We start from the raw sequence: 25349 nt of genomic DNA, 5'->3' as shown, positions 1-25349 counted from the left end.
CTCCTTACCAGCTCGACTTCACGATGCCGGGAATCTGGCCGTTATTGCCGAGATCCCGGAGCGCGATACGCGACATCTTCAGCTTGCGATAATAGGCGCGCGGGCGCCCGGTGACTTCGCAGCGGTTGCGAAGCCGAACCTTGGAGCCGTTGCGCGGCAGCTCGGCAAGCGCCAGCTGTGCGCGGAAGCGGTCTTCCATGCTGGCGCTCTGGTCCTTGGTGACGACCTTGAGGGCCGCCCGCTTGGCGGCGAACTTGGCCACCAGTTCCTGGCGGTGCTTGTTCTTCTCGATCGAGCTTTTCTTAGCCATATCTTCGTCCTTTGCTCGCGCGCCGTTACTGGCGGAACGGGAAGTTGAACGCCTTCAGCAGCGCCCGGGCTTCGTCGTCGGTCTTCGCCGTCGTACACACGATGATATCCATGCCCCACATCTGATCGACCTTGTCGTAGTCGATCTCGGGGAACACGATGTGTTCCTTGATGCCCATGGCGAAATTGCCATTGCCATCGAAGCTCTTGGGGTTGAGGCCCCGGAAATCGCGGACGCGCGGCAGAGCGATCTGGATCAGGCGATCCAAGAACTCGTACATCTTGTCCTTGCGCAGCGTGACCTTCGCGCCGATCGGCATGTGCTCGCGCACCTTGAAGCCGGCGATCGAGGTCCGAGCCTTAGTGATCACAGGCTTCTGGCCGGCGATCCGGGCGAGGTCCTCGGCAGCGACGGTGGGCTTCTTGGAGTCGGCAGTCGCCTCGCCCACGCCCATGTTGAGAACGATCTTGTCCAGACGCGGGACCATCATCTCGTTGGCGTAGGAGAACTCTTCCTGCAGCGCCTTGCGGATGTCGGCCCGGTAGACCGCCTTGAGCCGCGGAATGTACTGGGTATCAGACATCGATCTGTTCTCCCGAACGCTTTGCGACGCGAACCTTGCGCGCCGATTCGCCCTCGCCGACCACCGCGAAGCCGACGCGGGTCGGCTTGCCGTCCTTCGGGTCAGCGACCGCCAGGTTCGACAGGTGGATAGAGGCTTCCTTGGAAATGATGCCGGCTTCCTGCGTGGCGCTCTGGCGGGTATGGCGCTTGACCATGTTGATCCCGCGCACGACCGCACGGTCGTCCTTCGGCATGACTTTCAGCACTTCGCCGGCACGACCCTTGTCCTTGCCAGCCAGCACGACGACCTTGTCGCCCTTTTTGATCTTTTGCATCGATCCGGTTCCTTACAGCACTTCAGGCGCCAGCGAGATAATCTTCATGTGGTTGCGTCCACGAAGCTCGCGGGGGACCGGTCCGAAGATACGCGTGCCGACCGGCTCTTTCTTGTTGTCGATGAGGACGGCGGCATTCCGGTCGAACCGGATCACCGAACCGTCGGCACGACGGATGTCCTTGGCGGTACGAACCACCACGGCTTTCATCACGTCGCCCTTCTTCACGCGGCCGCGCGGGATCGCCTCTTTGATCGAGACGACGATGATGTCGCCGACCGAGGCATACTTCCGCTTCGAGCCGCCGAGCACTTTGATGCACATGACACGACGAGCGCCGGAATTGTCGGCCACGTCGAGGTTTGTTTGCATCTGAATCATGTCAGGCCGCCTTCAAACGCTATGAGCTCGCTCCCCGGCTATGGCCAGGGAAATCACGGGCTCAATTCAAAAACAGGAGCGCCACACCGCAGTGCGACGCTCGGGGTCCGAAAACGCGGAAAGACCGCGTCACTCGGGAAATATCAGGCCGAGGCTTCGTCGCGCAGGACGATCCAGGTCTTGTCCTTCGAGATTGGCCGGGTCTCCTCGATGGAAACCTGGTCGCCGACCTTGCAAAGGTTGTTCTCGTCATGCGCCTTGTACTTCTTCGAGCGCCGCACCGTCTTCTTGAACAGGGGGTGCGTGAAGCGACGCTCGACGAGGACGACGACGGTCTTCTCATTCTTGTCGGAGACCACTGTCCCCTGCAAAACGCGTTTGGGCATAGTGTTCTACCTCAGGACTTTGTCTCGGCCGCCTGCTGGCGGGCGATGGTTTTGATCCGCGCGATGTCGCGACGCACCTGGCGAACACGCGAGGTGTTCTCGATCTGGCCGGTGGCGCCCTGGAAGCGCAGATTGAACTGCTCTTTCTTCAGCTTGCCCAGAGCGTCGGTCAGCTCGTCGGAAGTCTTGGTCTTCAACTCGGAGGCTTTCATGTCACCTCTCCCTATTCAGCAATGCGCTGGACGAAGCGCGTCCGGATCGGCAGCTTCGCAGCGCCGAGACGCATGGCCTCGCGGGCCAGCTCTTCGGATACACCGTCGATCTCGAACATGATACGGCCAGGATGAACCCGGGCCGCCCAATATTCGACGGAACCCTTGCCCTTGCCCATGCGCACTTCGGTCGGCTTGGCCGTGACCGGCACGTCCGGGAAGATCCGGATCCAGACCCGACCCTGGCGCTTCATCTGACGTGTGATGGCGCGGCGGGCGGCCTCGATCTGGCGCGCGGTGACCCGCTCCGGCTCCACGGCCTTCAGGCCGTAGGTGCCGTAGTCGAGATTCGTGCCGCTCTTGGCGGCGCCGTGAATCCGTCCCTTGAACGTCTTCCGGTATTTCGTGCGCTTTGGTTGCAGCATCTATTCTACTCCGAAACCCTTATGATCAGGCGTGTTCGCGACGACGGTTACCGCCGCCCGACTGATCGCCCTCGATCGCGCGGCGCTCGGAGGCCATCGGATCGTGTTCGAGGATCTCGCCCTTGAAGATCCAGACCTTGACGCCGCAGACGCCGTAGGCCGTGTGTGCCTCGGCCGTACCGTAATCGATGTCCGCGCGCAATGTGTGCAACGGAACGCGTCCCTCGCGGTACCATTCCATGCGCGCGATTTCCGCGCCGCCGAGACGGCCACCGCAGTTGATGCGGATGCCCTCGGCGCCGAGGCGCATCGCCGACTGGACGGCGCGCTTCATGGCGCGACGGAAGGCGACGCGGCGCTCGAGCTGCTGGGCGATCGACTGCGCGACGAGCGTCGCGTCGGTCTCAGGCTTGCGCACCTCGACGATGTTGATGTGCGTCTCGGCCTTCGTCATCGTGCCGAGCTTCTTGCGAAGCTTCTCGATGTCGGCGCCCTTCTTGCCGATGACGATGCCCGGACGCGCCGAGTGGATCGTGATGCGGCACTTCTTATGCGGACGCTCGATGACGATCTTGGAGACCGCCGCCTGCTTGAGCTCTTCCATCAGGTACTTGCGGATCGCAAGGTCCTCATGCAGCAGCACGCCGTATTCGCCGGTGTTCGCATACCAGCGCGAATCCCAGGTCTGGTTGATCCCGAGCCGGAAACCGGTCGGATTGATTTTCTGACCCATCAGGCAGCCTCCTCGATTTCAGCCACTTCGCGCACGACGATCGTCAGATGCGAGAAAGGCTTCTCAACCCGGCTGGCCCGACCGCGGCCACGAGCGTGAAAACGCTTCATGGTGATCGACTTGCCGACATAGGCCTCGACGACAACAAGCGCGTCGACGTCGAGATCGTGATTGTTCTCGGCATTGGCGATGGCGCTCTGCAGCGTCTTCAGCACGGTTTCCGAGATGCGCTTGCGCGAGAAGGTCAGGTCGGCGAGTGCCGTCTGGACCTTCTTGCCGCGGATCATCGCGGCGACGAGGTTGAGCTTCTGCGGGCTGACACGGATGGTCCGGGCGACAGCGCGCGCCTCGGTATCCTTCAGCTGGCGTTCCAGCTTTGGCTTGCCCATCGTTACTTCCTCTTCGACTTCTTGTCGGCGCCGTGCCCGTAATAGGTGCGGGTCGGGGAGAACTCACCGAACTTGTGGCCGATCATGTCCTCGTTGACATTGACCGGGATGTGCTTGCTGCCGTTGTAGACACCGAAGGTGAGACCGACGAACTGCGGCAGGATCGTGGAGCGACGGCTCCAGATCTTGATCACCTCGTTGCGGCCGCCTTCGCGCACCTTGTCGGCTTTCTTGAGAAGGTAACCATCGACGAACGGACCCTTCCAGACGGAACGTGCCATGAAGAAACCCTCTTACTTCTTGCGCTGGTGACGCGAGCGCATGATGAACTGGTCGGTCGCCTTGTTCTGGCGGGTCCGCTTGCCCTTGGTCGGCTGACCCCATGGCGACACCGGATGACGACCGCCGGAGGTGCGGCCTTCGCCGCCGCCGTGCGGGTGATCGACCGGGTTCATGGCGACGCCGCGAACATGCGGACGCTTGCCGAGCCAGACGTTACGACCGGCCTTGCCGAGATTGATGTTGCCGTGATCGGCGTTCGACACCGCGCCGACCGTCGCAAAGCACATGCCCGACACCAGGCGCTGTTCGCCCGAGTTGAGGCGCAGGATCGCCATGCCGGCATCGCGGCCGACGAGCTGAGCGTAGGTGCCGGCGGAGCGGGCGATCTGGCCACCCTTCTCCGGCTTCATCTCGACGTTGTGCACGATCGTGCCGACCGGCATGGACGACAGCGGCATCGCGTTGCCCGGCTTAATGTCGACGCCCGACAGACCCGACACGACCTTGTCGCCGGCGGCGATGCGCTGGGGCGCGAGGATGTAGGCCAGGTGGCCGTCCTCGTACTTGATCAGCGCGATGAACGCGGTGCGGTTCGGATCGTATTCAAGCCGCTCGACCGTCCCGACCATGTCGAGCTTGCGGCGCTTGAAGTCGATGATGCGGTACGAGCGCTTGTGTCCGCCGCCCTGGTAGCGGGCGGTGATGCGGCCGGTATTGTTGCGTCCGCCCTTCTGCGACAGGCCTTCGGTCAAAATCTTGACCGGCTTGCCCTTCCACAGTCCCGAACGGTCGACGAGGACGAGCTGGCGTGTGCTCGGCGTCACCGGATTGTAATTTTTCAATGCCATGACTTAAATCCCAAGCTCGCCTTCAGAGGCCCGTCGACACGTCGATCGACTGGCCTTCGGCCAGCGTTACGATGGCCTTCTTCTGGTCGCTCTGATGACCGATGCGGCCCCGGAAGCGCTTCGTCTTACCCTTGCGGATCAGCGTGTTCACCGCGGTGACCTTGACGCCGAAGAGATACTCGACGGCCGCCTTGATCTGCGGCTTGGTCGCCGTCTTCGGAACGTTGAAGACGACCTGGCTGAACTCCGACACCATGGTCGACTTTTCCGTGATCACCGGGCTGGTGATGACGTCGTAATGGCGAAGGTCGCTCATTTGAACCGCTCCTCCAGAGCTTCGACCGCAGCCTTGGACAGAACCAGGGTATGCCGGCGGAGAATGTCGTAGACGTTGATGCCCTGGATCGGCAGCACGTCGATGTTCGGAATGTTGCGGGCCGAGCGCGAGAAGTTCACGTCGAGGACCGAACCGCCGATGAACAGTGCGTTGGCGAGGCCCAGACCCTCGAAGGTCGAAACCATGTTCTTGGTCTTGGCGTCCGTCGCCGTCAGGTCGTCGATGACGACGATCGAGCCGGTGCGCGCCTTGGCCGAGAGGGCGTGGCGCAGCGCGAGCTGGCGGACCTTCTTCGGCAGGTCATGGGCGTGGCTGCGCGACTTCGGGCCGTGGGCCTGGCCACCGCCGCGGAACTGCGGCGCACGCGCCGAGCCGTGACGGGCACGACCGGTGCCCTTCTGCTTGTAGAGCTTGGCGCCGGTGCGGGCGATCTCGGCGCGGCCGAGGGTCGAGTGCGTACCCTGCTGGCGCTTGGCCAGCTGCCAGCGAACCATCCGCTGCAGGATGTCCTCGCGCGGCATCAGGCCGAAGATCTCGTCGGCCAGCGTCACCGTGCCGGCATCCTTGCCGTCGAGAGACTTGATCGTGATGTCCATTATTCCGCTCCCTCGGAGGCTGCCGCGGTCTCGTTACCGCCGTTTGCAGACGCGCGAAGGCCAGCAGGCTTCGGAGCCGATTCCGGCAGCGCCATCTTCACGGCGTCGCGGATGAGGATCCAGCCGCCCTTGGAGCCGGGAACGGCGCCGCGGATGAGGATCAGGCCCTTGTCGGCGTCCGTGCGGACGACTTCGAGGTTCTGGGTCGTCACGCGGGTCGCACCCATGTGGCCGGCCATCTTCTTGCCCTTGAACACCTTGCCCGGGTCCTGCCGCTGGCCGGTCGAACCGTGCGCGCGGTGGGAGACCGAGTTACCATGGGTCGCGCGGCCACCACCGAAGTTGTGGCGCTTCATCGAACCCTGGAAGCCCTTACCGACCGACGTGCCCGTCACATCGACCTTCTGGCCGGGGACGAAATGCTCGGCGGTGAGCTCGGCGCCCAGCTCGATCATGTTGTCTTCCGAGACGCGGAACTCGACGAGCCGCTTCTTCGGCTCGACCGAGACCTGCGCGAAAACCCCGCGCATGGCTTTGGACGTCCTGTTGACCTTGGCGAGCCCGGCGCCGAGCTGCACGGCGGTGTAGCCGTGCTTGTCCTCGGTCCGCTGAGCCACGACCTGGCAGTTCTCGATCTTGAGAACGGTGACCGGAACATGTTCGCCGGCGTCGTTATAGACGCGGGTCATGCCGACCTTCTGTGCAATCACACCTGAACGCATGCGCGTTATCCTTCCCGTGCTCTGATCAGAGCTTGATCTCGACATCGACGCCAGCGGCGAGGTCGAGCTTCATGAGAGCATCCACGGTCTGGGGCGTGGGGTCGACGATGTCGAGCAGACGCTTGTGGGTGCGCATTTCGAACTGCTCGCGCGACTTCTTGTCGATGTGGGGCGAGCGGTTCACGGTAAACTTCTCGATGCGCGTCGGCAGCGGGATCGGTCCGCGCACGTTGGCGCCGGTACGCTTCGCCGTCGAGACGATCTCGCGGGTCGACGCATCGAGAACCCGGTGATCGAACGCCTTCAGGCGGATGCGGATATTCTGGCCGTTCATTGGAATTCATCCTCTCGTCGGCGAACTGCCGGTTCGCCGGCAACTGTCCGAGCGCTTGTCAGTCTTCAGCCAATTCAAACGGAACGCTGCACGGCAGCGAACCAACCGCCCGTTTCCGGGCAGGGCCGCCCGCCCCTGTCAAAGGGACGGGCCGGCCCAAACTCAGTCGTCCTACTCGAGGATCGACGACACGATGCCGGCGCCGACGGTGCGGCCGCCTTCGCGGATGGCGAAGCGCAGCTTGTCTTCCATCGCGATCGGCACGATCAGCTTGACGTCCATGGTGACGTTGTCGCCGGGCATGACCATCTCGGTGCCCTCGGGCAGCGTCACGACGCCGGTCACATCCGTCGTGCGGAAGTAGAACTGCGGCCGGTAGTTGGTGAAGAACGGCGTGTGACGACCACCCTCTTCCTTCGTCAGGATGTAGGCCTCGGCCATGAAGCGCGTGTGCGGCTTCACCGTGCCGGGCTTGCACAGCACCTGGCCGCGCTCGACGCCCTCGCGGTCGACGCCGCGAACGAGTGCGCCGATGTTGTCGCCGGCCTGGCCCTGGTCGAGCAGCTTGCGGAACATCTCGACGCCGGTGACCGTCGTCTTCTTGGTGTCGCGGATGCCGACGATCTCGACTTCCTCGCCGACCTTGACGATGCCGCGCTCGACGCGGCCGGTGACGACCGTGCCGCGGCCCGAGATCGAGAACACGTCTTCGATCGGCATCAGGAAGGGCATGTTGATCGGACGCTCGGGCGTCGGGATGTATTCGTCGACGGCGGCCATCAGGGCGCGCACGGCGTCTTCGCCGATGACCTTGTTCGAGTCTTCCAGAGCGGCGAGCGCCGAACCCTTGACGATCGGGATGTCGTCGCCCGGATATTCGTACATCGACAGGAGCTCGCGAACCTCGAGCTCGACGAGCTCCAGGAGCTCCTCGTCGTCGACCTGGTCGACCTTGTTCAGGAACACCACGATCGCGGGAACGCCGACCTGACGGGCGAGCAGGATGTGCTCGCGGGTCTGCGGCATCGGGCCGTCGGCCGCCGAGCAGACCAGGATCGCGCCGTCCATCTGGGCGGCACCGGTGATCATGTTCTTGACGTAGTCGGCGTGGCCCGGGCAGTCGACGTGGGCGTAGTGGCGGTTCGGCGTCTCATACTCGACGTGCGCCGTCGAGATCGTGATGCCGCGCGCCTTCTCTTCCGGCGCCGCATCGATCTGGTCGTAGCGCTTGTACTCGCCGAAGTACTTCGTGATCGCCGCCGTCAGGCTCGTCTTGCCGTGGTCGACGTGACCGATCGTGCCGATGTTCACATGCGGCTTGTTGCGCTCGAATTTGCTCTTGGCCATGTTGCCACTCCATTGTCTTGTTCGGACCGCGAACGGCCCTGTTCGGTGATCGCCTCGCGGTTAACGCGTCAGGCGAATTTCTTCTGAATCTCTTCGGCGACCTGGTTCGGAACCTGCTCGTAGTGGTCGAAGGACATCGTGTACTGGGCCCGTCCCTGCGACATCGAACGCAGCGTGTTGACGTAGCCGAACATGTTGGCCAGCGGCACCATGGCGTTCACCACGGTTGCGATGCCGCGGGTCTCGGTGCCCTGGATCTGACCACGACGCGAGTTCAGATCGCCGATGACGTCACCAACGTAATCCTCGGGGGTCACGACCTCGACCTTCATCACCGGCTCGAGCAGCTTCGGCGACGCCTTGGCGATGGCTTCACGGAAGCCGGCGCGGGAGGCGATTTCGAAGGCCAGGACCGAGGAGTCGACGTCATGGTAGGCGCCGTCGAGGAGCTCGGCCTTGATGTCGACCATCGGGAAGCCAGCGAGCGGGCCGGAGGTCATCACCGAAGCGATACCCTTCTGGACGCCCGGCACGTATTCCTTCGGAACCGAACCACCGACAACCTTGGACTCGAACACGTAACCCGTGCCCGGCTCGCCCGGCTCGATGTGGATCTTGATCCGCGCGAACTGGCCGGTACCACCGGTCTGCTTCTTATGCGTGTAGTCGACATCCGCACCGCGGGTAATCGTCTCGCGATAGGCGACCTGCGGGGCGCCGATGTTGGCTTCGACCTTGTACTCGCGGCGCATGCGGTCGACGAGAATGTCGAGGTGCAGCTCGCCCATGCCGGCGATGATCGTCTGGCCCGACTCTTCGTCGGTCTTGACGCGGAAGGACGGATCCTCGGCGGCCAGGCGGTTGAGCGCGAGGCCCATCTTTTCCTGGTCGCCCTTGGTCTTCGGCTCGATCGCGATCTCGATGACCGGCTCGGGGAACTCCATGCGCTCCAGGATGACCGGCTTCAGCGGGTCGCAGAGCGTGTCGCCCGTGGTGACGTCCTTGAGGCCGGCCAGAGCGACGATGTCGCCGGCGAAGGCCTCTTCGATGTCTTCCCGCGAGTTGGAATGCATCTGCAGCATCCGGCCGAGACGTTCCTTCTTGTCCTTGACCGTATTCTGCAGCGCCGTCCCCTTGGAGACCTTGCCCGAATAGATGCGGCAGAAGGTGAGCGAACCGACGAAGGGGTCGTTCATGATCTTGAAGGCCAGCATCGACAGCGGCTCGTCGTCCGAAGCGCGACGCTCGATCTCGGCGTCGTTCTTCGGGTCGATGCCCTTGATCGCCGGCACGTCGATCGGCGACGGCAGGTATTCCACGACGCCGTCGAGCAGGGGCTGGACGCCCTTGTTCTTGAAGGCCGAGCCGCAGAAGATCGGCGTAAACCAGACGTCGCAGGTGCCCTTGCGGATCAGCGCGCGCAGCTTGGTGTTGTCGGGCATGACGCCCTCGAGATAATCTTCCATCGCCTTCTCGTCGACTTCGACGGCGGTCTCGATGAGAAGCTCGCGGTATTCATTGGCCTTATCGACCATGTCGGCCGGGATCTCGACGACATCCCACTTGGCGCCGAGCGACTCGTCGCGCCAGATCAGGGCGTTCATCTCGATCAGGTCGACGACGCCCTTGAACTCGGTCTCGGCGCCGATCGGCAGCTGGACGACGATCGGACGGGCGCCGAGGCGCGTCTTGACCATGTCGACGCAGCGGTAAAAGTCCGCGCCGGTCTTGTCCATCTTGTTGACGAACATCATCCGCGGCACGTGGTACTTGTCGGCCTGGCGCCAGACGGTCTCGGTCTGCGGCTCTACGCCGGCATTGGCGTCGAGCAGCGCGATCGCGCCGTCGAGAACGCGCAGCGAGCGTTCGACTTCAATGGTGAAGTCGACGTGGCCGGGAGTGTCGATGATGTTGAAGCGGCGCATGGTGCCGTCGCGACCGGCCCAGTAGGTGGTCGTGGCAGCGGAGGTGATCGTGATGCCACGCTCCTGCTCCTGCTCCATCCAGTCCATCGTCGCCGCGCCGTCGTGCACTTCGCCGATTTTGTGGGACTTGCCGGTGTAGTAGAGAATCCGCTCGGTCGTCGTGGTCTTGCCGGCGTCGATGTGCGCCATGATCCCGAAGTTGCGGTAGTCCTCGATCTTATATTCGCGGGCCATATGGCTTCGCCTTTCAATAAACTTCGGGGGTTACCAGCGGTAGTGCGAGAAGGCGCGGTTCGCTTCCGCCATGCGGTGCGTGTCTTCGCGCTTCTTGACGGCCGTACCGCGGTTGTTCGCCGCATCCATCAGCTCGCCGGAAAGACGGTCGACCATGGTGGTCTCGTTCCGGTTGCGGGCGGCGGTGATCAGCCAGCGGATCGCCAGGGCCTGACGACGCTCCGGACGAACGTCGACCGGGACCTGGTAGGTCGCACCGCCGACGCGCCGCGAACGGACTTCGACATGCGGCGCAATGTTCTCAAGCGCCTGGTGGAAGATCGTGAGAGCCTCCTGGCGGCTCTTGTCCTTGACGACGTCAAACGCGCCATAGACGATCCGCTCGGCGATCGACTTCTTACCGTCGTACATGACGGCGTTCATGAACTTGGTGACGACGAGATCGCCGAACTTCGGGTCCGGGTTGATTTCGCGCTTTTCGGCACTGTGACGACGGGACATCTATAGGTCTCTCAATCTCTGGCAGTCGGCTCTGGCTTCAGGAACCGTTGAGCGTCTTACTTCGGACGCTTGGCGCCGTACTTCGAACGCCGCTGCTTGCGGTCCTTGACACCCTGGGTGTCGAGCACGCCGCGGATGATGTGGTAGCGAACGCCGGGAAGATCCTTCACGCGACCGCCGCGGATCATGACCACGGAGTGCTCCTGAAGGTTATGGCCCTCGCCCGGGATGTACCCGATGACTTCGAAACCGTTCACGAGGCGAACCTTGGCGACCTTACGCAGAGCCGAGTTCGGCTTCTTCGGGGTCGTCGTGTAGACGCGCGTGCAAACGCCGCGCTTCTGCGGGTTGGCTTCAAGGGCCGGAACCGTATTGCGCTCGGCAGGGCGAACGCGCGGGTTGCGGATCAGCTGGTTGATGGTCGGCATTCCAACCTTACCTCTTCTTTCAAATTCCGGTTCGCCACGAACGGCAAGGCCGGCATCACGGGTCAGACCCATCATGCACGTATCCAGGCATCGATCCGCATGTGTTGCGGACTGCCTGGAAAAATGCAGAGGACCGGAATTTCCGGTCATGCGGCCAGCGATTTGTCGTCTCGTTGAACGGGGCCTTGTTTGAAGCGCTTTTCCCGGACGCGGCGTCCTGGGGAAGATTCGGCTTCACATCGGCTCTGTTGGCCGGTGTTTAACGATTCTGCCCCTGCCCGTCAAGTGACGTGACGCAATGCTTTTGCTTGCGGCGCCGGCGGCTGGGTCAAAACGTTAAGACCGCGTGAAGGTGCTGGACCCCCGTGACTCTTCGTCACCTGCAAGCATAGCACCGCCGTTGGCAAGCGCACTGCAGCCCGGGCGCCCTGGGCCCTTAACGCGAAAGGCCGCCCCTCAGGACGGCCTTCCACTTGCTCAGTGACGACGCGGATTTCTCCGCCGAACGAGGGCCTATTCGGCCGCGTTCGTCATGTCCGTCAGCATGCGGTCGGCGCCCGCCGCATTCGACGTCGAGCGACGGTCCTCGATGATGAGGTCGTCGCGGGCCGTCGCGATGCGACGCACCTGGGTCATCATGCCACCGGTACCGGCCGGGATGAGGCGGCCGACGATGACGTTCTCCTTCAGACCCTGCAGCGTATCGGTCTTGCCGGCAACCGCCGCCTCGGTGAGGACGCGGGTGGTTTCCTGGAAAGAAGCCGCCGAGATGAAGGACGGCGTCTGCAGCGAGGCCTTGGTGATGCCGAGCAGGACCGGGTTGCCGGAAGCCGGGCGCTTGCCCTCCTCCTCCAGCCGCTCGTTGAGTTCGGCGAGCTCGATCCGGTCGACATGGTCGCCCGGAATGTAGCCGGAATCGCCGGATTCGACGATCTCGACCTTCTGCAGCATCTGCCGGACGATGACCTCGATATGCTTGTCGTTGATGAGCACGCCCTGCAGCCGGTAGACCTCCTGGATCTCGTTGACGAGGTAGCTCGCGAGAGCCTCCACGCCGCGGATGGCCAGGATGTCGTGCGGTGCCGGATTGCCGTCGAGAATGTAGTCGCCCTTCTCGATGACGTCGCCTTCCTGGAGATGGAAAGGCTTGCCCTTCGGGATCAGGTACTCGACCGCCTCGACGCCGTCCTCATGCGGCTCGATGATGATCCGGCGCTTGTTCTTGTAGTCGCGGCCGAACTTCACCGTGCCGTCGATCTCCGCGATGACCGCGTTGTCCTTCGGCTTGCGGGCCTCGAACAGTTCGGCGACGCGCGGCAGACCACCCGTGATGTCCTTGGTCTTGGCGCTTTCCATCGGAATACGCGACAGCACGTCGCCGGCGCGGACCTTGGAACCCGGCTCGACCGACAGAATGGCGTCGACCGACAGGAAGTACCGGGCATCCGTGCCACGGGCGAGCTTCTGCACTTCGCCCGCCTCGTTGCGGATGATCATCGCCGGCTTCAGGTCCTGACCGCGCGGGCTTGCCCGCCAGTCGATGACCGCCCGCTTGGTGATGCCGGTCGCCTCGTCCGCCTGCTCGGAGACGGAGACGCCCTCGACCAGATCCTCGAACTCGACGATGCCGTCGATTTCGGTGAGGACCGGACGGGTGTAGGGGTCCCACTCCGCGATACGCTGGCCACGACGAACCTGGTCGCCGTCGTCGACGAAGACGCGGCTGCCGTAGGTGACGCGGTGCGAGGCGCGTTCCTTGCCGGCGGGGTCGAGGATGAGGATGGCCATGTTGCGGCCCATCGCCACCAGACGCCCGTCGGAGTTCCGAACCACGTTGCGGTTGCGGATCTGCACCGTGCCTTCGTAGGACGCTTCGAGGAATGACGAGTCGACCACCTGCGCCGTGCCGCCCATGTGGAACGTGCGCATGGTGAGCTGGGTGCCCGGCTCGCCGATCGACTGCGCGGCGATGACGCCGACGGCCTCGCCCATGTTGACGGGCGTGCCGCGGGCGAGATCGCGCCCGTAGCAGATGGCGCAGATGCCGGTCCGGATCTCGCAGGTGAGCGCCGAACGGATCTTCACCGACTGGATCGACGCCTTCTCGATGATCTCGACATCCGGCTCCTCGATAGTGACGCCACCCTTGACGATGACCTCCCCGGTGAGAGGATGCACGATGTCCTCGAGTGCCGTACGGCCCAGGATGCGCTGGCCGATCGAGGCCACCACCTGGCCGGCATCGACGATGGGCTGCATCGTTAGGCCCTTCTCGGTGCCGCAATCGGTCTGCGTGATGATGCAGTCCTGCGCCACGTCGACGAGACGACGCGTCAGATAGCCCGAGTTCGCCGTCTTCAACGCGGTGTCCGCGAGACCCTTACGGGCGCCGTGGGTCGAGTTGAAGTATTCGAGAACCGTCAGGCCCTCCTTGAAGTTCGAGATGATCGGCGTCTCGATGATCTCGCCCGAAGGCTTGGTCATCAGGCCGCGCATCGCCGCGAGCTGCCGCATCTGCGTCGGCGAGCCACGCGCACCGGAGTGCGACATCATGTAGATCGAGTTCATCGGCTTCTGACGGCCGTCCTCGTTGAACTCGATCGCCTTGATGCGGATCATCATCTCTTCGGCGATCTTGTCCGTGCACTTGGCCCAGGCATCGACCACCTTGTTGTACTTCTCGCCCTGAGTGATCAGGCCGTCATTGTACTGCTGCTCGAATTCCTTCGCGAGCGTCTGCGTCTCGGCGATCATCCGCGGCTTGGTTTCCGGGATGAGCATGTCGTCCTTGCCGAACGAGATGCCGGCCATGCAGGCGTGCTTGAAGCCGAGCTGCATGATCTTGTCGCAGAAGATCACCGTGTCCTTCTGGCCGCAGTGACGGTAGACCTGATCGATCATCCGCGAGATGTTCTTCTTCGTCATCAGCTCGTTGCAGATGTCGAAGGGCACCATGTGGTTCTTCGGCAGGAGCTGACCGATGAGCATGCGGCCCGGCGTCGTCTCGTAGATCTTCGAGACCGGCTTGCCTTCGGCGTCGACGGTCTTGAAGCGGCCACGGATCTTCGACGCCAGCGTCACCGTCTTGGTGAACACGGCCTGCTCGAGCTCGCCGATGTCGGAGAAGGCCATGCCCTGCCCCGGCTCGTTCTCGTTCATGATCGACAGATAATAGAGACCCAGCACCATGTCCTGCGACGGCACGATGATCGGCTGGCCGTTCGCGGGATGCAGGATGTTGTTGGTCGACATCATCAGGACGCGGGCTTCGAGCTGCGCCTCGATCGACAGCGGCACGTGCACCGCCATCTGGTCACCGTCGAAGTCGGCGTTGAAGGCCGTGCAGACGAGCGGATGCAGCTGGATCGCCTTGCCTTCGATCAGCACCGGCTCGAAAGCCTGGATGCCGAGGCGATGCAGGGTCGGCGCGCGGTTCAAGAGAACCGGATGCTCGCGGATCACCTCGTCGAGGATATCCCAGACTTCCGGACGCTCCTTCTCGACGAGCTTCTTGGCCTGCTTCACCGTGGAGGAGAAGCCCTTGGCGTCGAGGCGCGCATAGATAAACGGCTTGAACAGCTCGAGCGCCATCTTCTTCGGCAGGCCGCACTGGTGCAGCTTCAGCTCGGGCCCGGTCACGATGACCGAGCGGCCGGAATAGTCGACGCGCTTGCCGAGCAGGTTCTGGCGGAAGCGGCCCTGCTTGCCCTTCAGCATGTCGGACAGCGACTTCAGCGGACGCTTGTTGGCGCCGGTGATGACGCGGCCGCGACGGCCGTTGTCGAACAAAGCGTCGACGGCTTCCTGCAGCATCCGCTTCTCGTTACGGATGATGATGCCGGGGGCGCGCAGCTCGATCAGCCGCTTCAGGCGGTTATTGCGGTTGATGACGCGGCGGTAGAGGTCGTTGAGATCGGACGTGGCAAAGCGGCCGCCGTCCAGCGGGACGAGCGGGCGAAGGTCCGGCGGGATCACCGGCACGATGCGCATGATCATCCACTCCGGCTTGTTGCCGGATTCGATGAAGTTCTCGACGATCTTCAGACGCTTCATCAGCTTCTTGGTCTTCAGCTCCGAGGTGGTCTCGGCCAGATCCGTGCGCAGGTCGCCCGCGATCGTCTCGAGATCCATCGTCGCCAGAAGTTCCTGGATCGCCTCGGCGCCGATCAGCGCGGTGAAGCTATCCTCGCCATACTCGTCGACGGCGAGCATGTAGTCCTCTTCCGACAGGAGCTGGTGCTCCTTCAGCGCGGTGAGGCCCGGCTCGGTGACGATGTAGTTCTCGAAGTAGAGGACCCGCTCGATGTCCTTCAGAGTCATGTCGAGCAGCGTGCCGATGCGGCTCGGCAGCGACTTCAGGAACCAGATATGGGCGACCGGGGCGGCCAACTCGATATGGCCCATGCGCTCGCGCCGCACGCGCGAGAGGGTGACCTCGACGCCGCACTTCTCGCAGATGATGCCCTTGTACTTCATGCGCTTGTACTTGCCGCACAGGCACTCGTAGTCCTTGATCGGCCCGAAGATCCGGGCGCAGAACAGGCCGTCGCGCTCCGGCTTGAAGGTCCGGTAGTTGATGGTTTCCGGCTTTTTGATTTCGCCGAAGGACCAGGACAGGATCTTCTCGGGGCTGGCCAGCGAGATGCGGATCGAGTCGAAAGTCTGCGCCTGCACCTGAGGATTGAAAAGGTTCATAACCTCTTGGTTCATGGGGCTCTCCTCATGGGGCATGATAGCCCCGATTGCGCCGGACGAGGCCGGCGACCAGAAATTCCGAACGGACGAACCGACGCCTCAAACGAGGCGTCGACAAGGCCGCGGCGCAAGCCGCGGCCAGATAACGTGTCGCGGCCTATTCGGCAGCGTTCGGCAGAGCCGGCTGCACCGGCGCGTCGATCGAGTTGGCCAGGTCGACATCGAGGCCGAGCGAGCGCATTTCCTTGACGAGAACGTTGAAGCTCTCGGGGATGCCCGACTCGAACGCATCGTCGCCGCGCACGATCGACTCGTAGACCTTGGTGCGTCCGGCGACGTCGTCGGACTTGACCGTCAGCATCTCCTGCAGCGTGTACGCCGCGCCATAGGCCTCGAGCGCCCAGACCTCCATCTCGCCAAAGCGCTGTCCGCCGAACTGCGCCTTGCCGCCGAGCGGCTGCTGGGTGACCAGCGAGTACGGGCCGATCGACCGGGCGTGGATCTTGTCGTCCACCAGATGGTGCAGCTTCAGCATGTAGATGTAGCCGACCGTCACCTGACGATCGAAGGACTCGCCGGTACGACCGTCGTACAGCGTGACCTGGCCCGATCCCTTGAGCCCCGCCTTCTCCAGCATCTCGACGATGTCGGCCTCGACCGCGCCGTCGAAGACGGGCGTGGCGATGGAAACGCCGCGCTTCATCTGCTTGGCGAGGGTCAGGACGGACTCGTCGTCGTAGTCCTTGACCTTCTCGTTGCGGTCGTTGTCGCCGAGGAGCGACGCGATCTCGTCGCGCAGCGGCTTCACGTCGAGCGACTTCTGGTAGGCCTCCAGCATGTCGCCGATCTTCCGGCCCATGCCGGCGCAAGCCCAGCCCAGATGCGTCTCGAGGATCTGTCCGACGTTCATCCGGCTCGGCACGCCGAGCGGGTTGAGCACGATGTCGACATGCGTGCCGTCCTCGTTGAACGGCATGTCCTCGACGGCCAGGATGCGCGAGACCACGCCCTTGTTGCCGTGGCGTCCGGCCATCTTGTCGCCGGGCTGAATCTTGCGCTTGACGGCGACGAAGACCTTGACCTGCTTCATGACGCCGGGCGGCAGTTCGTCGCCGCGCTGCACCTTTTCGACCTTGTCCATGAAGCGCCCTTCGAGGGTCTTCTTGGACTCGTCGTACTGGCCGCGCAGCGCCTCGAGCTCGCCCTGCAGACGCTCGTCCTCGACGGCGAACATCCACCACTGCGACCGCGGGAATTCGCGCATCAGGTCGGGATTGACCGTCGCGCCCTTCTTGAAGCCCTTAGGACCGGCAAGCGCCACCTGGCCGTCGAGCATGTCGATCAGACGGCCGTAGACGTTACGGTCGAGGATCGCCTGCTCGTCGTCGCGATCCTTGGCGAGACGCTCGATCTCCTCGCGCTCGATCGCCATGGCGCGTTCGTCCTTCTCGACGCCGTGACGGTTGAACACGCGGACCTCGACGACGGTGCCGTAGGTGCCGGGGGGCATGCGGTTGGACGTGTCGCGCACGTCCGAGGCCTTCTCGCCGAAGATGGCGCGCAGGAGCTTCTCTTCCGGCGTCATCGGGCTTTCGCCCTTCGGCGTGATCTTGCCGACAAGGATGTCGCCCGGCGCCACTTCCGCGCCGATGTAGACGATGCCGGCTTCGTCGAGGTTCTTCAGCGCTTCTTCCGAGACGTTCGGAATGTCGCGGGTGATTTCCTCAGGCCCGAGCTTGGTATCGCGCGCCATGACCTCGAACTCCTCGATGTGGATCGAGGTGAAGACGTCGTCGGCGACGATGCGCTCGGAGAGGAGGATCGAATCCTCGTAGTTGTAGCCGTTCCACGGCATGAACGCGACGAGCACGTTGCGGCCGAGGGCGAGATCGCCGAGATCGGTGGACGGGCCGTCCGCGATGATGTCGCCCTTCTGCACCCGGTCACCCACGGAAACCAGCGGACGCTGGTTGATGCAGGTGTTCTGGTTCGAGCGCTGGAACTTCATCAGGCGGTAGATGTCGACGCCGGTCTTGCCCATTTCCAGGTCTTCGGTGGCGCGAATGACGATACGCGTCGCGTCGACCTGGTCGACGACGCCGGTCCGCCTGGCACCGATGGCGGCGCCGGAGTCACGGGCGACGATCGGCTCCATGCCGGTGCCGACGAACGGCGCTTCGGCCCGCACCAGCGGCACGGCCTGACGCTGCATGTTCGAGCCCATGAGGGCTCGGTTGGCGTCGTCGTTCTCGAGGAACGGGATCAACGCCGCGGCGACCGAGACCAGCTGCTTCGGCGAGACGTCCATGAGATCGACGTTGTCGCGCGGCGTCATGAAGACGTCGCCCGAGTGACGGCACACGACGAACTCGCTCTCGAAGGTCATCTCAGGGGTGATGACGGCGTTGGCCTGCGCGACGTGGTGCTTGGCCTCTTCCATCGCCGAGAGATAGACGACGTCGTGGGTGATCTTGCCGTCGATGACCTTCCGGTACGGGCTCTCGATGAAGCCGTACTTGTTGACGCGAGCAAACGTCGCCAACGAGTTGATAAGGCCGATGTTCGGGCCTTCCGGGGTCTCGATCGGGCAGATCCGGCCGTAATGGGTCGGATGCACGTCGCGGACTTCGAAGCCGGCGCGCTCGCGCGTCAGGCCACCGGGTCCGAGCGCCGAAAGACGACGCTTGTGGGTGATTTCCGACAGCGGATTGGTCTGATCCATGAACTGCGAGAGCTGCGAGGAGCCGAAGAACTCGCGCACGGCGGCAGCCGCGGGCTTGGCGTTGATCAGATCCTGCGGCATGACCGTGTCGATCTCGACCGAGGACATGCGCTCCTTGATGGCGCGCTCCATGCGGAGCAGGCCGACCCGGTACTGGTTTTCCATCAGCTCGCCGACCGAACGCACCCGGCGGTTGCCGAGGTTGTCGATGTCGTCGATCTCGCCCTTGCCGTCGCGCAGGTTCACCAGCGTCTTGACGACGGCGAGGATGTCCTCCTTGCGCAGCACGCGCACGGTGTCCTCGGCATTGACGTCGAGACGCATGTTCATCTTCACGCGGCCGACGGCCGAGAGGTCGTAGCGCTCCGAGTCGAAGAACAGCGAGTTGAACATGGCTTCAGCCGTGTCCATGGTCGGCGGCTCGCCCGGACGCATGACGCGGTAGATGTCGAACAGCGCGTCCTGGCGGCTCTCGTTCTTGTCGATGGCGAGCGAGGAGCGGATGTAGGCGCCGACGGTCACGTGATCGATGTCGAGGACCTCGATCGTCTCGTGGCCGGCGTCGATCAAGACCTTCAGCGTCTTCTCGTCGATCTCGTCACCGGCCTCGAGATAGACCTCGCCCGTCTGGTAGTTGACGATGTCCTTGGCGAGGTAGTTGCCCCAGAGGTCTTCCTCGGTGGCGCGCAGGGCGACGACGCCCTTTTCCTTCATCTGCCGCGCCTGGCGCGCCGTGACCTTCTGGCCGGCCTCGACCAGCACTTCGCCGGAATCGGCGTCGATGAGGTCCGTGACCGCCTTCTGGCCGCGGACGCGCTCGACGGAGAACGGAATCCGCCAGCCATCGGGTCCCTTCTGGAACTCGACGATGTTGTAGAAGGTCGACAGGATCTCCTCGCCGTCCATGCCGAGCGCCATCAGGAGCGAGGTCACGGGAATCTTGCGGCGGCGATCGATGCGCGCGAAGACCACGTCCTTGGCGTCGAACTCGATGTCGAGCCAGGAGCCGCGATACGGGATGACGCGGGCAGCGAACAGCAGCTTGCCCGAGGAATGGCTCTTGCCCTTGTCGTGGTCGAAGAACACGCCCGGCGAGCGGTGCATCTGCGAGACGATGACGCGCTCGGTGCCGTTGACGATGAAGGTGCCGTTCGACGTCATCAGGGGCATGTCGCCCATGTAGACGTCCTGCTCCTTGATGTCCTTGATCGACTTCGCCTGGGTGTCCGGGTCGATGTCGAACACGATGAGGCGCAGCGTCACCTTCAGCGGCGCGGCGAACGTCATGTCGCGCTGGCGGCACTCGTCGACGTCGAACTTCGGCGCCTCGAACTCGTACTTGACGAATTCGAGCATCGACTGGCCCGAGAAGTCGGAAATCGGGAAGACGGATTTGAAGACGGCCTGCAGGCCCTCGTCGCCGCGCCCGCCTTCCGGCTCCTTGACCATGAGGAACTGATCGTAGGAGGCCTTCTGGACCTCGATCAGGTTAGGCATTTCGGCAACCTCGGGGATGGACCCGAAGAACTTGCGCACCCGCCTGCGACCGCTGAACGTCGTCGTCTGAGACATTGTCGCTCCTTCATTTCGACTACGCCCCGTCGCCTGCCGGCCGGGGCTGAAACACCACTGTCCCCCTCTGGCGAGAGGGAGCCCTGAGCAAAATTTCCCGCGATCGGGACTGCCAGGGCATCGACTTCGTTCGGAGCCGCCCTCTCTTGAGTGAGAGAACCGCTAGCCCGGGTCTCCGGGCGACCGCTGACGGTCGCCGGGAGACCCGCGCACGGGCATGAGATGCCCGCCCCTGCCCGCGCCGCCACTGCAGCGCGGTAGAACTCCCATGCAAGAACGTCTCGCTTCAGGAGCACGGAAAGCGGAACGGCAATATGCCGTCCCGCCTGTTAGTTCTCGTGCGCAAACGCGGGGGAAACCCGCGATTACTTGATTTCGACCGTCGCACCAGCCTTCTCGAGCTGGTCCTTGATCTTGGCGGATTCGTCCTTGTTGACGCCTTCCTTGACCGGCTTCGGCGCGCCGTCGACGAGGTCCTTGGCTTCCTTCAGGCCGAGGCCCGTGATCGCGCGGACTTCCTTGATGACGTTGATCTTCTGGGCGCCAGCGGCAACCAGAATGACGTCGAACTCGGTCTTCTCTTCAACCGCTTCGGCAACCGCACCACCGCCCGAGGCAGCAGCAGCGACCGGCGCGGCGGCGGAGACGCCCCACTTTTCTTCCAGCATCTTCGACAGTTCAGCCGCCTCGAGGACGGTCAGGGTCGACAGGTCTTCAACGATCTTGGCCAGATCAGCCATGGGATATTCCTTTCAGGTTCGAACAAATGATGCAGCGAGGAACCAACCTCAGGCCGCCTCGTCCTTCTTGGCATAAGCTGCGAACACGCGTGCCAGCTGAGCTGCCGGCGCGGCGACGACGCCTGCGATGCGGGTTGCCGGGGTCTGAATCATACCCACCAGCTTGCCACGCAGTTCGTCGAGCGATGGCAGCGAGGCAAGAGCCCTGACGCCATCCGCATCGAGTGTGGTCTTTCCCATCGAGCCGCCGAGGATGACGAGCTTGTCGTTCCCCTTGGCGTAGTCGTTGGCGACCTTCGGTGCCGCGATCGGATCGCTTGAGTAAGCGATCAGTGTCTGGCCTTCGAAAAGTCCAGCGATCGGTTCGGCATCCGTGCCTTGAAGAGCGATCTTGGCAAGACGGTTCTTCGCGACTTTGACGGTGGCTCCCGATGCGCGCATCTTTGAACGAAGATCGTTCATCTGCGCGACCGTGAGACCGACATAGCGAGCCACCACGACAGCACCCGAGGCCTTGAAGGTCTCGTGGAGTTCCGTGACGAACTCGAGCTTTTCCGCTCTTTCCATGCCTCTCTCCAGTTAAGCGACCGTTCGACGTGAACAGTCACCGGTTGCCTTTTGCCACCCGGACCACCCGGGCGACGCTCGAGGATCCTGTCCCCTTGGCTGATCGCGCTCTCCTCAGGGATCGCGCGGGTGACACAAGGCATTCGGAGGTTCGAACCAAAAGACCGGGCTTATCGCCCGGGAAAATCGGAACATTCCCCGTCTACTACAGGCTTTCGTCGATTAAGACCGTTCGGCACGAGGCCGTCAGGTCGCCTGCAGTCTTGGACAGGTCGGGGAGCCGAGGCTCCCCCTGCACCGGGACCAAAATCCCGGGACGCAGTTTGGGCGACGGGCCTTGGCCCGCCACCGCAATTCTGATGCCGGCAGATGCCAGCGAAAGCCTTAGGAGGCCTGGATGCTCGACAGTTCGACCTTGACGCCCGGTCCCATGGTCGAGGTGACCGAGATGCGCTGCAGGTAGTTGCCCTTGGCGCCCGACGGCTTGGCCTTCTGGACGGCATCGGCGAAGGCGCGGATGTTCTCGGCCAGAGCGTCGAGCTCGAACGAGACCTTGCCGACGCCGGCATGCACGATGCCGGCCTTCTCGACGCGGAACTCGACGGCACCGCCCTTGGATGCCTTGACGGCGGCGGCGACGTCGGGCGTGACCGTGCCGACACGCGGGTTCGGCATCAGGCCGCGGGGGCCGAGAACCTTGCCGAGGCGGCCGACGAGGCCCATCATATCCGGGGTCGCGATGGCACGATCGAAGTCGATGTTGCCGGCCTGGACCTGCTCGACGAGATCTTCCGCGCCGACGATGTCGGCGCCGGCGGCACGGGCTTCTTCAGCCTTGTCGCCGCGCGCGAAGACCGCGACGCGCACGGTGCGGCCGGTGCCGTTCGGCAGGTTGACGACGCCGCGGACCATCTGGTCGGCGTGGCGGGGATCGACGCCGAGGTTCATCGCGATCTCGATGGTCTCGTCGAACTTGGCGGTGGCCCGCTCTTTCAGCATCTTCAGCGCCTCGGAGAGGCCGTAGAGCTTCTCGCGGTCGATTCCGGTGCGTGCGTTGGCGATACGCTTGCCAGCTTTTGCCATGGTCTCAGCCCACCACTTCCAGGCCCATGGAACGGGCCGAACCTTCGATCATCAGCATGGCCGAGTCGATGTCGTTTGCGTTGAGGTCCTTGAGCTTGGCGGTCGCGATCTCGCGAACCTGCTCGCGCGTCACCGAGCCGGCATTGACCTTGCCGGGCTCCTTGGAGCCGGCTGTCAGGCCGGCGGCCTTCTTCAGGAAGAAGCTGACCGGGGCCGTCTTCATCACGAAGGTGAAGGACTTGTCGACGTAGTAGGTGATCACGACGGGGACGGGCGAACCCTTCTCCATTTCCTGCGTCTGGGCGTTGAACGCCTTGCAGAATTCCATGATGTTGATGCCGCGCTGACCCAGCGCCGGTCCGATCGGCGGGGACGGCGTCGCGGACGCCGCCTTGACCTGGAGCTTCAGCTGGCCTGCAATTTTTTTAGCCATACGTTTCTGCCTTTGTCGTTGCGCCCTTCGCTCTCGTCGGGGACGGAGCGGAAGCGGCGGGTCGCCTGGGCGACGCTATCGCAGTTGCGCGGTGCGGCTCGTTCCGGCGGCTAAACCGGCCCTGCCTCCCGCACGCTTTGTGGAGAACGCCCGCCTGCGCGGACACCGCGCGCTGCCAGGCAGCCCACGGTGCTCGTCTCCTTCGATCAGACCTTTTCGACCTGACTGAATTCCAGATCGACCGGCGTCGCACGCCCGAAGATCGACACTTCCACCTTGAGGCGGGCGCGTTCCTGATCGACTTCCTGCACCGTTCCGTTGAACGAGGCGAAAGGACCGTCCGAGACGCGGACCTGCTCGCCGATGTCGAACGAGATGGTCGTCTTGGGACGCTCGACGCCCTCCTGAACCTGCATCAGGATCTGATTGGCCTCGTTCTCGGAGATCGCCACCGGCCGATTGTCGGGACCGAGGAACCCGGTCACCTTCGGCGTGTTCTTGATCATCGAGAAGACCTCGTCGGTCAACTCGGCCTTGACCAGGACGTAGCCGGGGAAAAACTTCCGCTCCGCGTCCACCTTGCGGCCACGCCTGACCTCGACGACCTTCTCCGTCGGCACCAGGATCTTTTCGAACTTGTCGGACAGACCCTTCTGCCGGGCTTGTTCCTCGATCGATTCAGCCACCTTCTTCTCAAAATTCGAGTAGGCCTGAACGATGTACCAGCGAGCCGTCATGAAATTTCAATGTCTCCGAATGTCAGAAGCTCGCGCCTTGGATCAGGCTCATCGCATAGCCGAAAGCAAGGTCGGCCAGGAAGAAGAAAACGGAGGCAAACGCCACCATCACCAGCACCATGATCGTCGAAATCACCGTCTCACGCCGTGAGGGCCAGGTGACCTTGGCAGTCTCCGCCTTGACCTGCTGCAGGAAGGCGAAAGGGCTGGTCTTGGAAGCCATACAACGCTCACAACCATAGGCGCGTAGAAGCTGACCATCAGCCTCTCGCGCCACTGTTTCAGATATTGGGCTCTACATATCCGCCCGCCAACCGATTCACAAGCCCTGGAGAAGGTCAAATGTTAATCTTGGCTGGGTCGGCTTTTGTCCGCACCGATCACGGCGGAGACAAAATCTCGACACCGGTGGCCACGCCATCACCCCATTTGGGGATCGTCAGATCCCGATGCTGGGTTTGCCTGGCAGGGGCAGCCGGGCTCGAACCGACGACCTGCGGTTTTGGAGACCGCCGCTCTACCAACTGAGCTATGCCCCTTCGCTTTGGCAAGACACCGCATAATCAAAGCCGGAGGAATTGGCAAGCGACAATCAGGCCCGCGATCGGTTCACCGGCGCGCAGCCCCTTCTCCCGCGCCAACTTTGGAGTCGGCTAGTTTTTGCTTGCGCGTCTTCGGCTTCAGCCGCCGGAAGGCGCGTCGCAGCATGCGTTGCCAGCGGGTGGCCGAGAGAAGACCGTCGATGACGGTGTCGGCTTCGTCCAGCCGGGCAGCCAGGATGTCGGAAGCCACGAGGACGATGTCGCGGGCCTCGACCTCGGGAAAACGGTCGGCGATGCGGGCCAGATTTCCGGCCGGGGCAGCCTCGCCGACGGTGTTGATCCGGCCTGCCTGCACCAGGAGTCGCTGCACGATCTGCTCGAAGATCCAGTCATGGATGCGAAAGAGCTTTCGGTCTTCGCCGCGCTGCCCGGAAAATCCCGCCAGCGTGACCCGGCCGGGGAGTCGGCGTTCCGCCAGCCAGACGGCGAGGGCAAATCCGCTGCTGGGCAGACGGCCCTCAGGATAGAAGCCGACGAAATGGTGCGACAGGTCGAGAAATCCGACGCTGCGGCTGCCAAACTCGCCCGCCGCGCTGAAGCGCTCGCGGTCCGCCGCTTTCAGGTTCAAAATCCCGGCAAACCCGGGAGCCTGGAAATAGCCGGCAACCGTCTCGACCTCGCGCCGGTAGACGATGTTCGCCCCGGCTTCGCTGCTGCGCGCGACCAGCAGCGCCGCGCCACCGAACGGGGCGGAAAGCACCTTGTAGACCTTGTTGAAGAAGACGAAGAGCGCGTCCGGGCCGAACTGCTCGACCAGCGCCGCCATGTCGACCTTGTCGCTGTTGGCGACCAGCACGATGTCGCGGTAGCGGCCGAAGAAGGCGGCCCAGCCCTCGGCGTCCGCCGGCAGCGAGACGCCCTCCTGCCCTTTTCCGGCGTCAGACACGCCTGCGTCTCCCGCGGCCGTGG

Annotated in this window: 28 protein-coding genes and 1 tRNA gene; all 29 read right to left on the bottom strand. The window is 63.5% G+C overall.

Translation table 11 applies throughout. From position 1 onward, the window contains the following. Positions 1-4 precede the first annotated feature (4 nt). Positions 5-310: a 30S ribosomal protein S14 gene (gene rpsN / locus IEX88_RS23335; protein WP_188854891.1), complete on the bottom strand. Its 306-nt coding sequence runs from the start codon at positions 308-310 to the stop codon at positions 5-7. A gap of 25 nt (positions 311-335) precedes the next feature. Beyond that, positions 336-893 carry a 50S ribosomal protein L5 gene (rplE, locus tag IEX88_RS23330; RefSeq protein ID WP_188854890.1) on the bottom strand — a complete coding sequence of 186 codons (558 nt, stop codon included), beginning with the start codon at positions 891-893 and terminating at the stop codon, positions 336-338. Continuing rightward, complete coding sequence (gene rplX / locus IEX88_RS23325) at positions 886-1209, bottom strand: 50S ribosomal protein L24 (RefSeq protein WP_188854889.1); 324 nt, start codon at positions 1207-1209, stop codon at positions 886-888. Before rplX ends, rplE begins: the two co-directional genes overlap by 8 nt. A 12-nt stretch (positions 1210-1221) precedes the next feature. Then, a complete protein-coding gene (gene rplN / locus IEX88_RS23320) occupies positions 1222-1590 on the bottom strand; it encodes a 50S ribosomal protein L14 (RefSeq protein ID WP_056504767.1) in 369 nt (122 codons plus the stop codon). 143 nt (positions 1591-1733) lie between these two features. Beyond that, positions 1734-1976: a 30S ribosomal protein S17 gene (gene rpsQ / locus IEX88_RS23315; RefSeq protein WP_188854888.1), complete on the bottom strand. Its 243-nt coding sequence runs from the start codon at positions 1974-1976 to the stop codon at positions 1734-1736. Positions 1977-1987: 11 nt separating this feature from the next. Beyond that, the gene (gene rpmC / locus IEX88_RS23310; protein WP_188854887.1) at positions 1988-2188 is read right to left on the bottom strand and encodes a 50S ribosomal protein L29; all 201 of its coding nucleotides are present in this window, start codon (positions 2186-2188) and stop codon (positions 1988-1990) included. Positions 2189-2199: 11 nt separating this feature from the next. Further along, the gene (gene rplP / locus IEX88_RS23305; protein ID WP_188854886.1) at positions 2200-2613 is read right to left on the bottom strand and encodes a 50S ribosomal protein L16; all 414 of its coding nucleotides are present in this window, start codon (positions 2611-2613) and stop codon (positions 2200-2202) included. A 25-nt stretch (positions 2614-2638) separates the two neighbouring features. Beyond that, the gene (gene rpsC / locus IEX88_RS23300) at positions 2639-3346 is read right to left on the bottom strand and encodes a 30S ribosomal protein S3 (RefSeq protein ID WP_188854885.1); all 708 of its coding nucleotides are present in this window, start codon (positions 3344-3346) and stop codon (positions 2639-2641) included. Further along, entirely contained in the window at positions 3346-3735 is a 390-nt protein-coding gene (gene rplV / locus IEX88_RS23295; RefSeq protein WP_188854884.1) for a 50S ribosomal protein L22, read from the bottom strand. The genes rpsC and rplV overlap by 1 nt, the downstream gene beginning before the upstream one ends. 2 nt (positions 3736-3737) lie before the next feature. After that, positions 3738-4016, bottom strand: coding sequence for a 30S ribosomal protein S19 (gene rpsS / locus IEX88_RS23290; RefSeq protein WP_188854883.1), 279 nt, complete (start codon positions 4014-4016; stop codon positions 3738-3740). Between the two features lie 12 nt (positions 4017-4028). Beyond that, entirely contained in the window at positions 4029-4865 is an 837-nt protein-coding gene (rplB, locus tag IEX88_RS23285; protein ID WP_188854882.1) for a 50S ribosomal protein L2, read from the bottom strand. Positions 4866-4887: 22 nt separating this feature from the next. Beyond that, complete coding sequence (locus tag IEX88_RS23280; protein ID WP_188854881.1) at positions 4888-5181, bottom strand: 50S ribosomal protein L23; 294 nt, start codon at positions 5179-5181, stop codon at positions 4888-4890. Further along, positions 5178-5798, bottom strand: coding sequence for a 50S ribosomal protein L4 (gene rplD, locus IEX88_RS23275; protein ID WP_188854880.1), 621 nt, complete (start codon positions 5796-5798; stop codon positions 5178-5180). The genes IEX88_RS23280 and rplD overlap by 4 nt, the downstream gene beginning before the upstream one ends. Next, positions 5798-6520 (bottom strand): 50S ribosomal protein L3, encoded by a 723-nt coding sequence (rplC, locus tag IEX88_RS23270; protein WP_188854879.1) that lies wholly within the window; start codon positions 6518-6520, stop codon positions 5798-5800. Before rplC ends, rplD begins: the two co-directional genes overlap by 1 nt. 25 nt (positions 6521-6545) lie before the next feature. After that, on the bottom strand, positions 6546-6854 hold the full coding sequence (rpsJ, locus tag IEX88_RS23265; protein WP_007066362.1) for a 30S ribosomal protein S10: 309 nt from the start codon (positions 6852-6854) through the stop codon (positions 6546-6548). Positions 6855-7025: 171 nt separating this feature from the next. After that, on the bottom strand, positions 7026-8201 hold the full coding sequence (gene tuf / locus IEX88_RS23260; protein ID WP_188854864.1) for an elongation factor Tu: 1176 nt from the start codon (positions 8199-8201) through the stop codon (positions 7026-7028). A 68-nt stretch (positions 8202-8269) separates the two neighbouring features. Further along, entirely contained in the window at positions 8270-10360 is a 2091-nt protein-coding gene (fusA, locus tag IEX88_RS23255) for an elongation factor G (protein WP_188854878.1), read from the bottom strand. A 30-nt stretch (positions 10361-10390) separates the two neighbouring features. Further along, the gene (gene rpsG / locus IEX88_RS23250) at positions 10391-10861 is read right to left on the bottom strand and encodes a 30S ribosomal protein S7 (protein ID WP_188854877.1); all 471 of its coding nucleotides are present in this window, start codon (positions 10859-10861) and stop codon (positions 10391-10393) included. A gap of 56 nt (positions 10862-10917) precedes the next feature. After that, positions 10918-11289 carry a 30S ribosomal protein S12 gene (gene rpsL, locus IEX88_RS23245; RefSeq protein ID WP_188854972.1) on the bottom strand — a complete coding sequence of 124 codons (372 nt, stop codon included), beginning with the start codon at positions 11287-11289 and terminating at the stop codon, positions 10918-10920. A gap of 513 nt (positions 11290-11802) precedes the next feature. Further along, a complete protein-coding gene (gene rpoC / locus IEX88_RS23240; RefSeq protein ID WP_188854876.1) occupies positions 11803-15999 on the bottom strand; it encodes a DNA-directed RNA polymerase subunit beta' in 4197 nt (1398 codons plus the stop codon). A 142-nt stretch (positions 16000-16141) separates the two neighbouring features. Further along, positions 16142-20278: a DNA-directed RNA polymerase subunit beta gene (gene rpoB / locus IEX88_RS23235; RefSeq protein ID WP_188854875.1), complete on the bottom strand. Its 4137-nt coding sequence runs from the start codon at positions 20276-20278 to the stop codon at positions 16142-16144. A gap of 365 nt (positions 20279-20643) precedes the next feature. Next, positions 20644-21018 carry a 50S ribosomal protein L7/L12 gene (rplL, locus tag IEX88_RS23230; protein WP_188854874.1) on the bottom strand — a complete coding sequence of 125 codons (375 nt, stop codon included), beginning with the start codon at positions 21016-21018 and terminating at the stop codon, positions 20644-20646. A gap of 48 nt (positions 21019-21066) precedes the next feature. Further along, positions 21067-21585: a 50S ribosomal protein L10 gene (gene rplJ, locus IEX88_RS23225; RefSeq protein WP_188854873.1), complete on the bottom strand. Its 519-nt coding sequence runs from the start codon at positions 21583-21585 to the stop codon at positions 21067-21069. A gap of 384 nt (positions 21586-21969) precedes the next feature. Continuing rightward, the gene (rplA, locus tag IEX88_RS23220) at positions 21970-22668 is read right to left on the bottom strand and encodes a 50S ribosomal protein L1 (RefSeq protein WP_188854872.1); all 699 of its coding nucleotides are present in this window, start codon (positions 22666-22668) and stop codon (positions 21970-21972) included. 4 nt (positions 22669-22672) lie between these two features. Continuing rightward, positions 22673-23101: a 50S ribosomal protein L11 gene (gene rplK / locus IEX88_RS23215; RefSeq protein ID WP_188854871.1), complete on the bottom strand. Its 429-nt coding sequence runs from the start codon at positions 23099-23101 to the stop codon at positions 22673-22675. A gap of 206 nt (positions 23102-23307) precedes the next feature. Beyond that, positions 23308-23838 (bottom strand): transcription termination/antitermination protein NusG, encoded by a 531-nt coding sequence (gene nusG / locus IEX88_RS23210; protein WP_188854870.1) that lies wholly within the window; start codon positions 23836-23838, stop codon positions 23308-23310. Between the two features lie 22 nt (positions 23839-23860). Next, on the bottom strand, positions 23861-24061 hold the full coding sequence (secE, locus tag IEX88_RS23205) for a preprotein translocase subunit SecE (RefSeq protein ID WP_188854869.1): 201 nt from the start codon (positions 24059-24061) through the stop codon (positions 23861-23863). Positions 24062-24301: 240 nt separating this feature from the next. Continuing rightward, positions 24302-24377, bottom strand: a tRNA-Trp gene (locus IEX88_RS23200). 70 nt (positions 24378-24447) lie between these two features. Next, on the bottom strand, positions 24448-25326 hold the full coding sequence (locus tag IEX88_RS23195; protein ID WP_188854868.1) for a 3-deoxy-manno-octulosonate cytidylyltransferase: 879 nt from the start codon (positions 25324-25326) through the stop codon (positions 24448-24450). Between the last annotated feature and the right edge of the window lie 23 nt (positions 25327-25349).

The organism is Aureimonas glaciei (genome assembly GCF_014643375.1).
Classification (GTDB): domain Bacteria; phylum Pseudomonadota; class Alphaproteobacteria; order Rhizobiales; family Rhizobiaceae; genus Plantimonas; species Plantimonas glaciei.
This window is presented reverse-complemented; position numbering and strand designations above follow the sequence as displayed.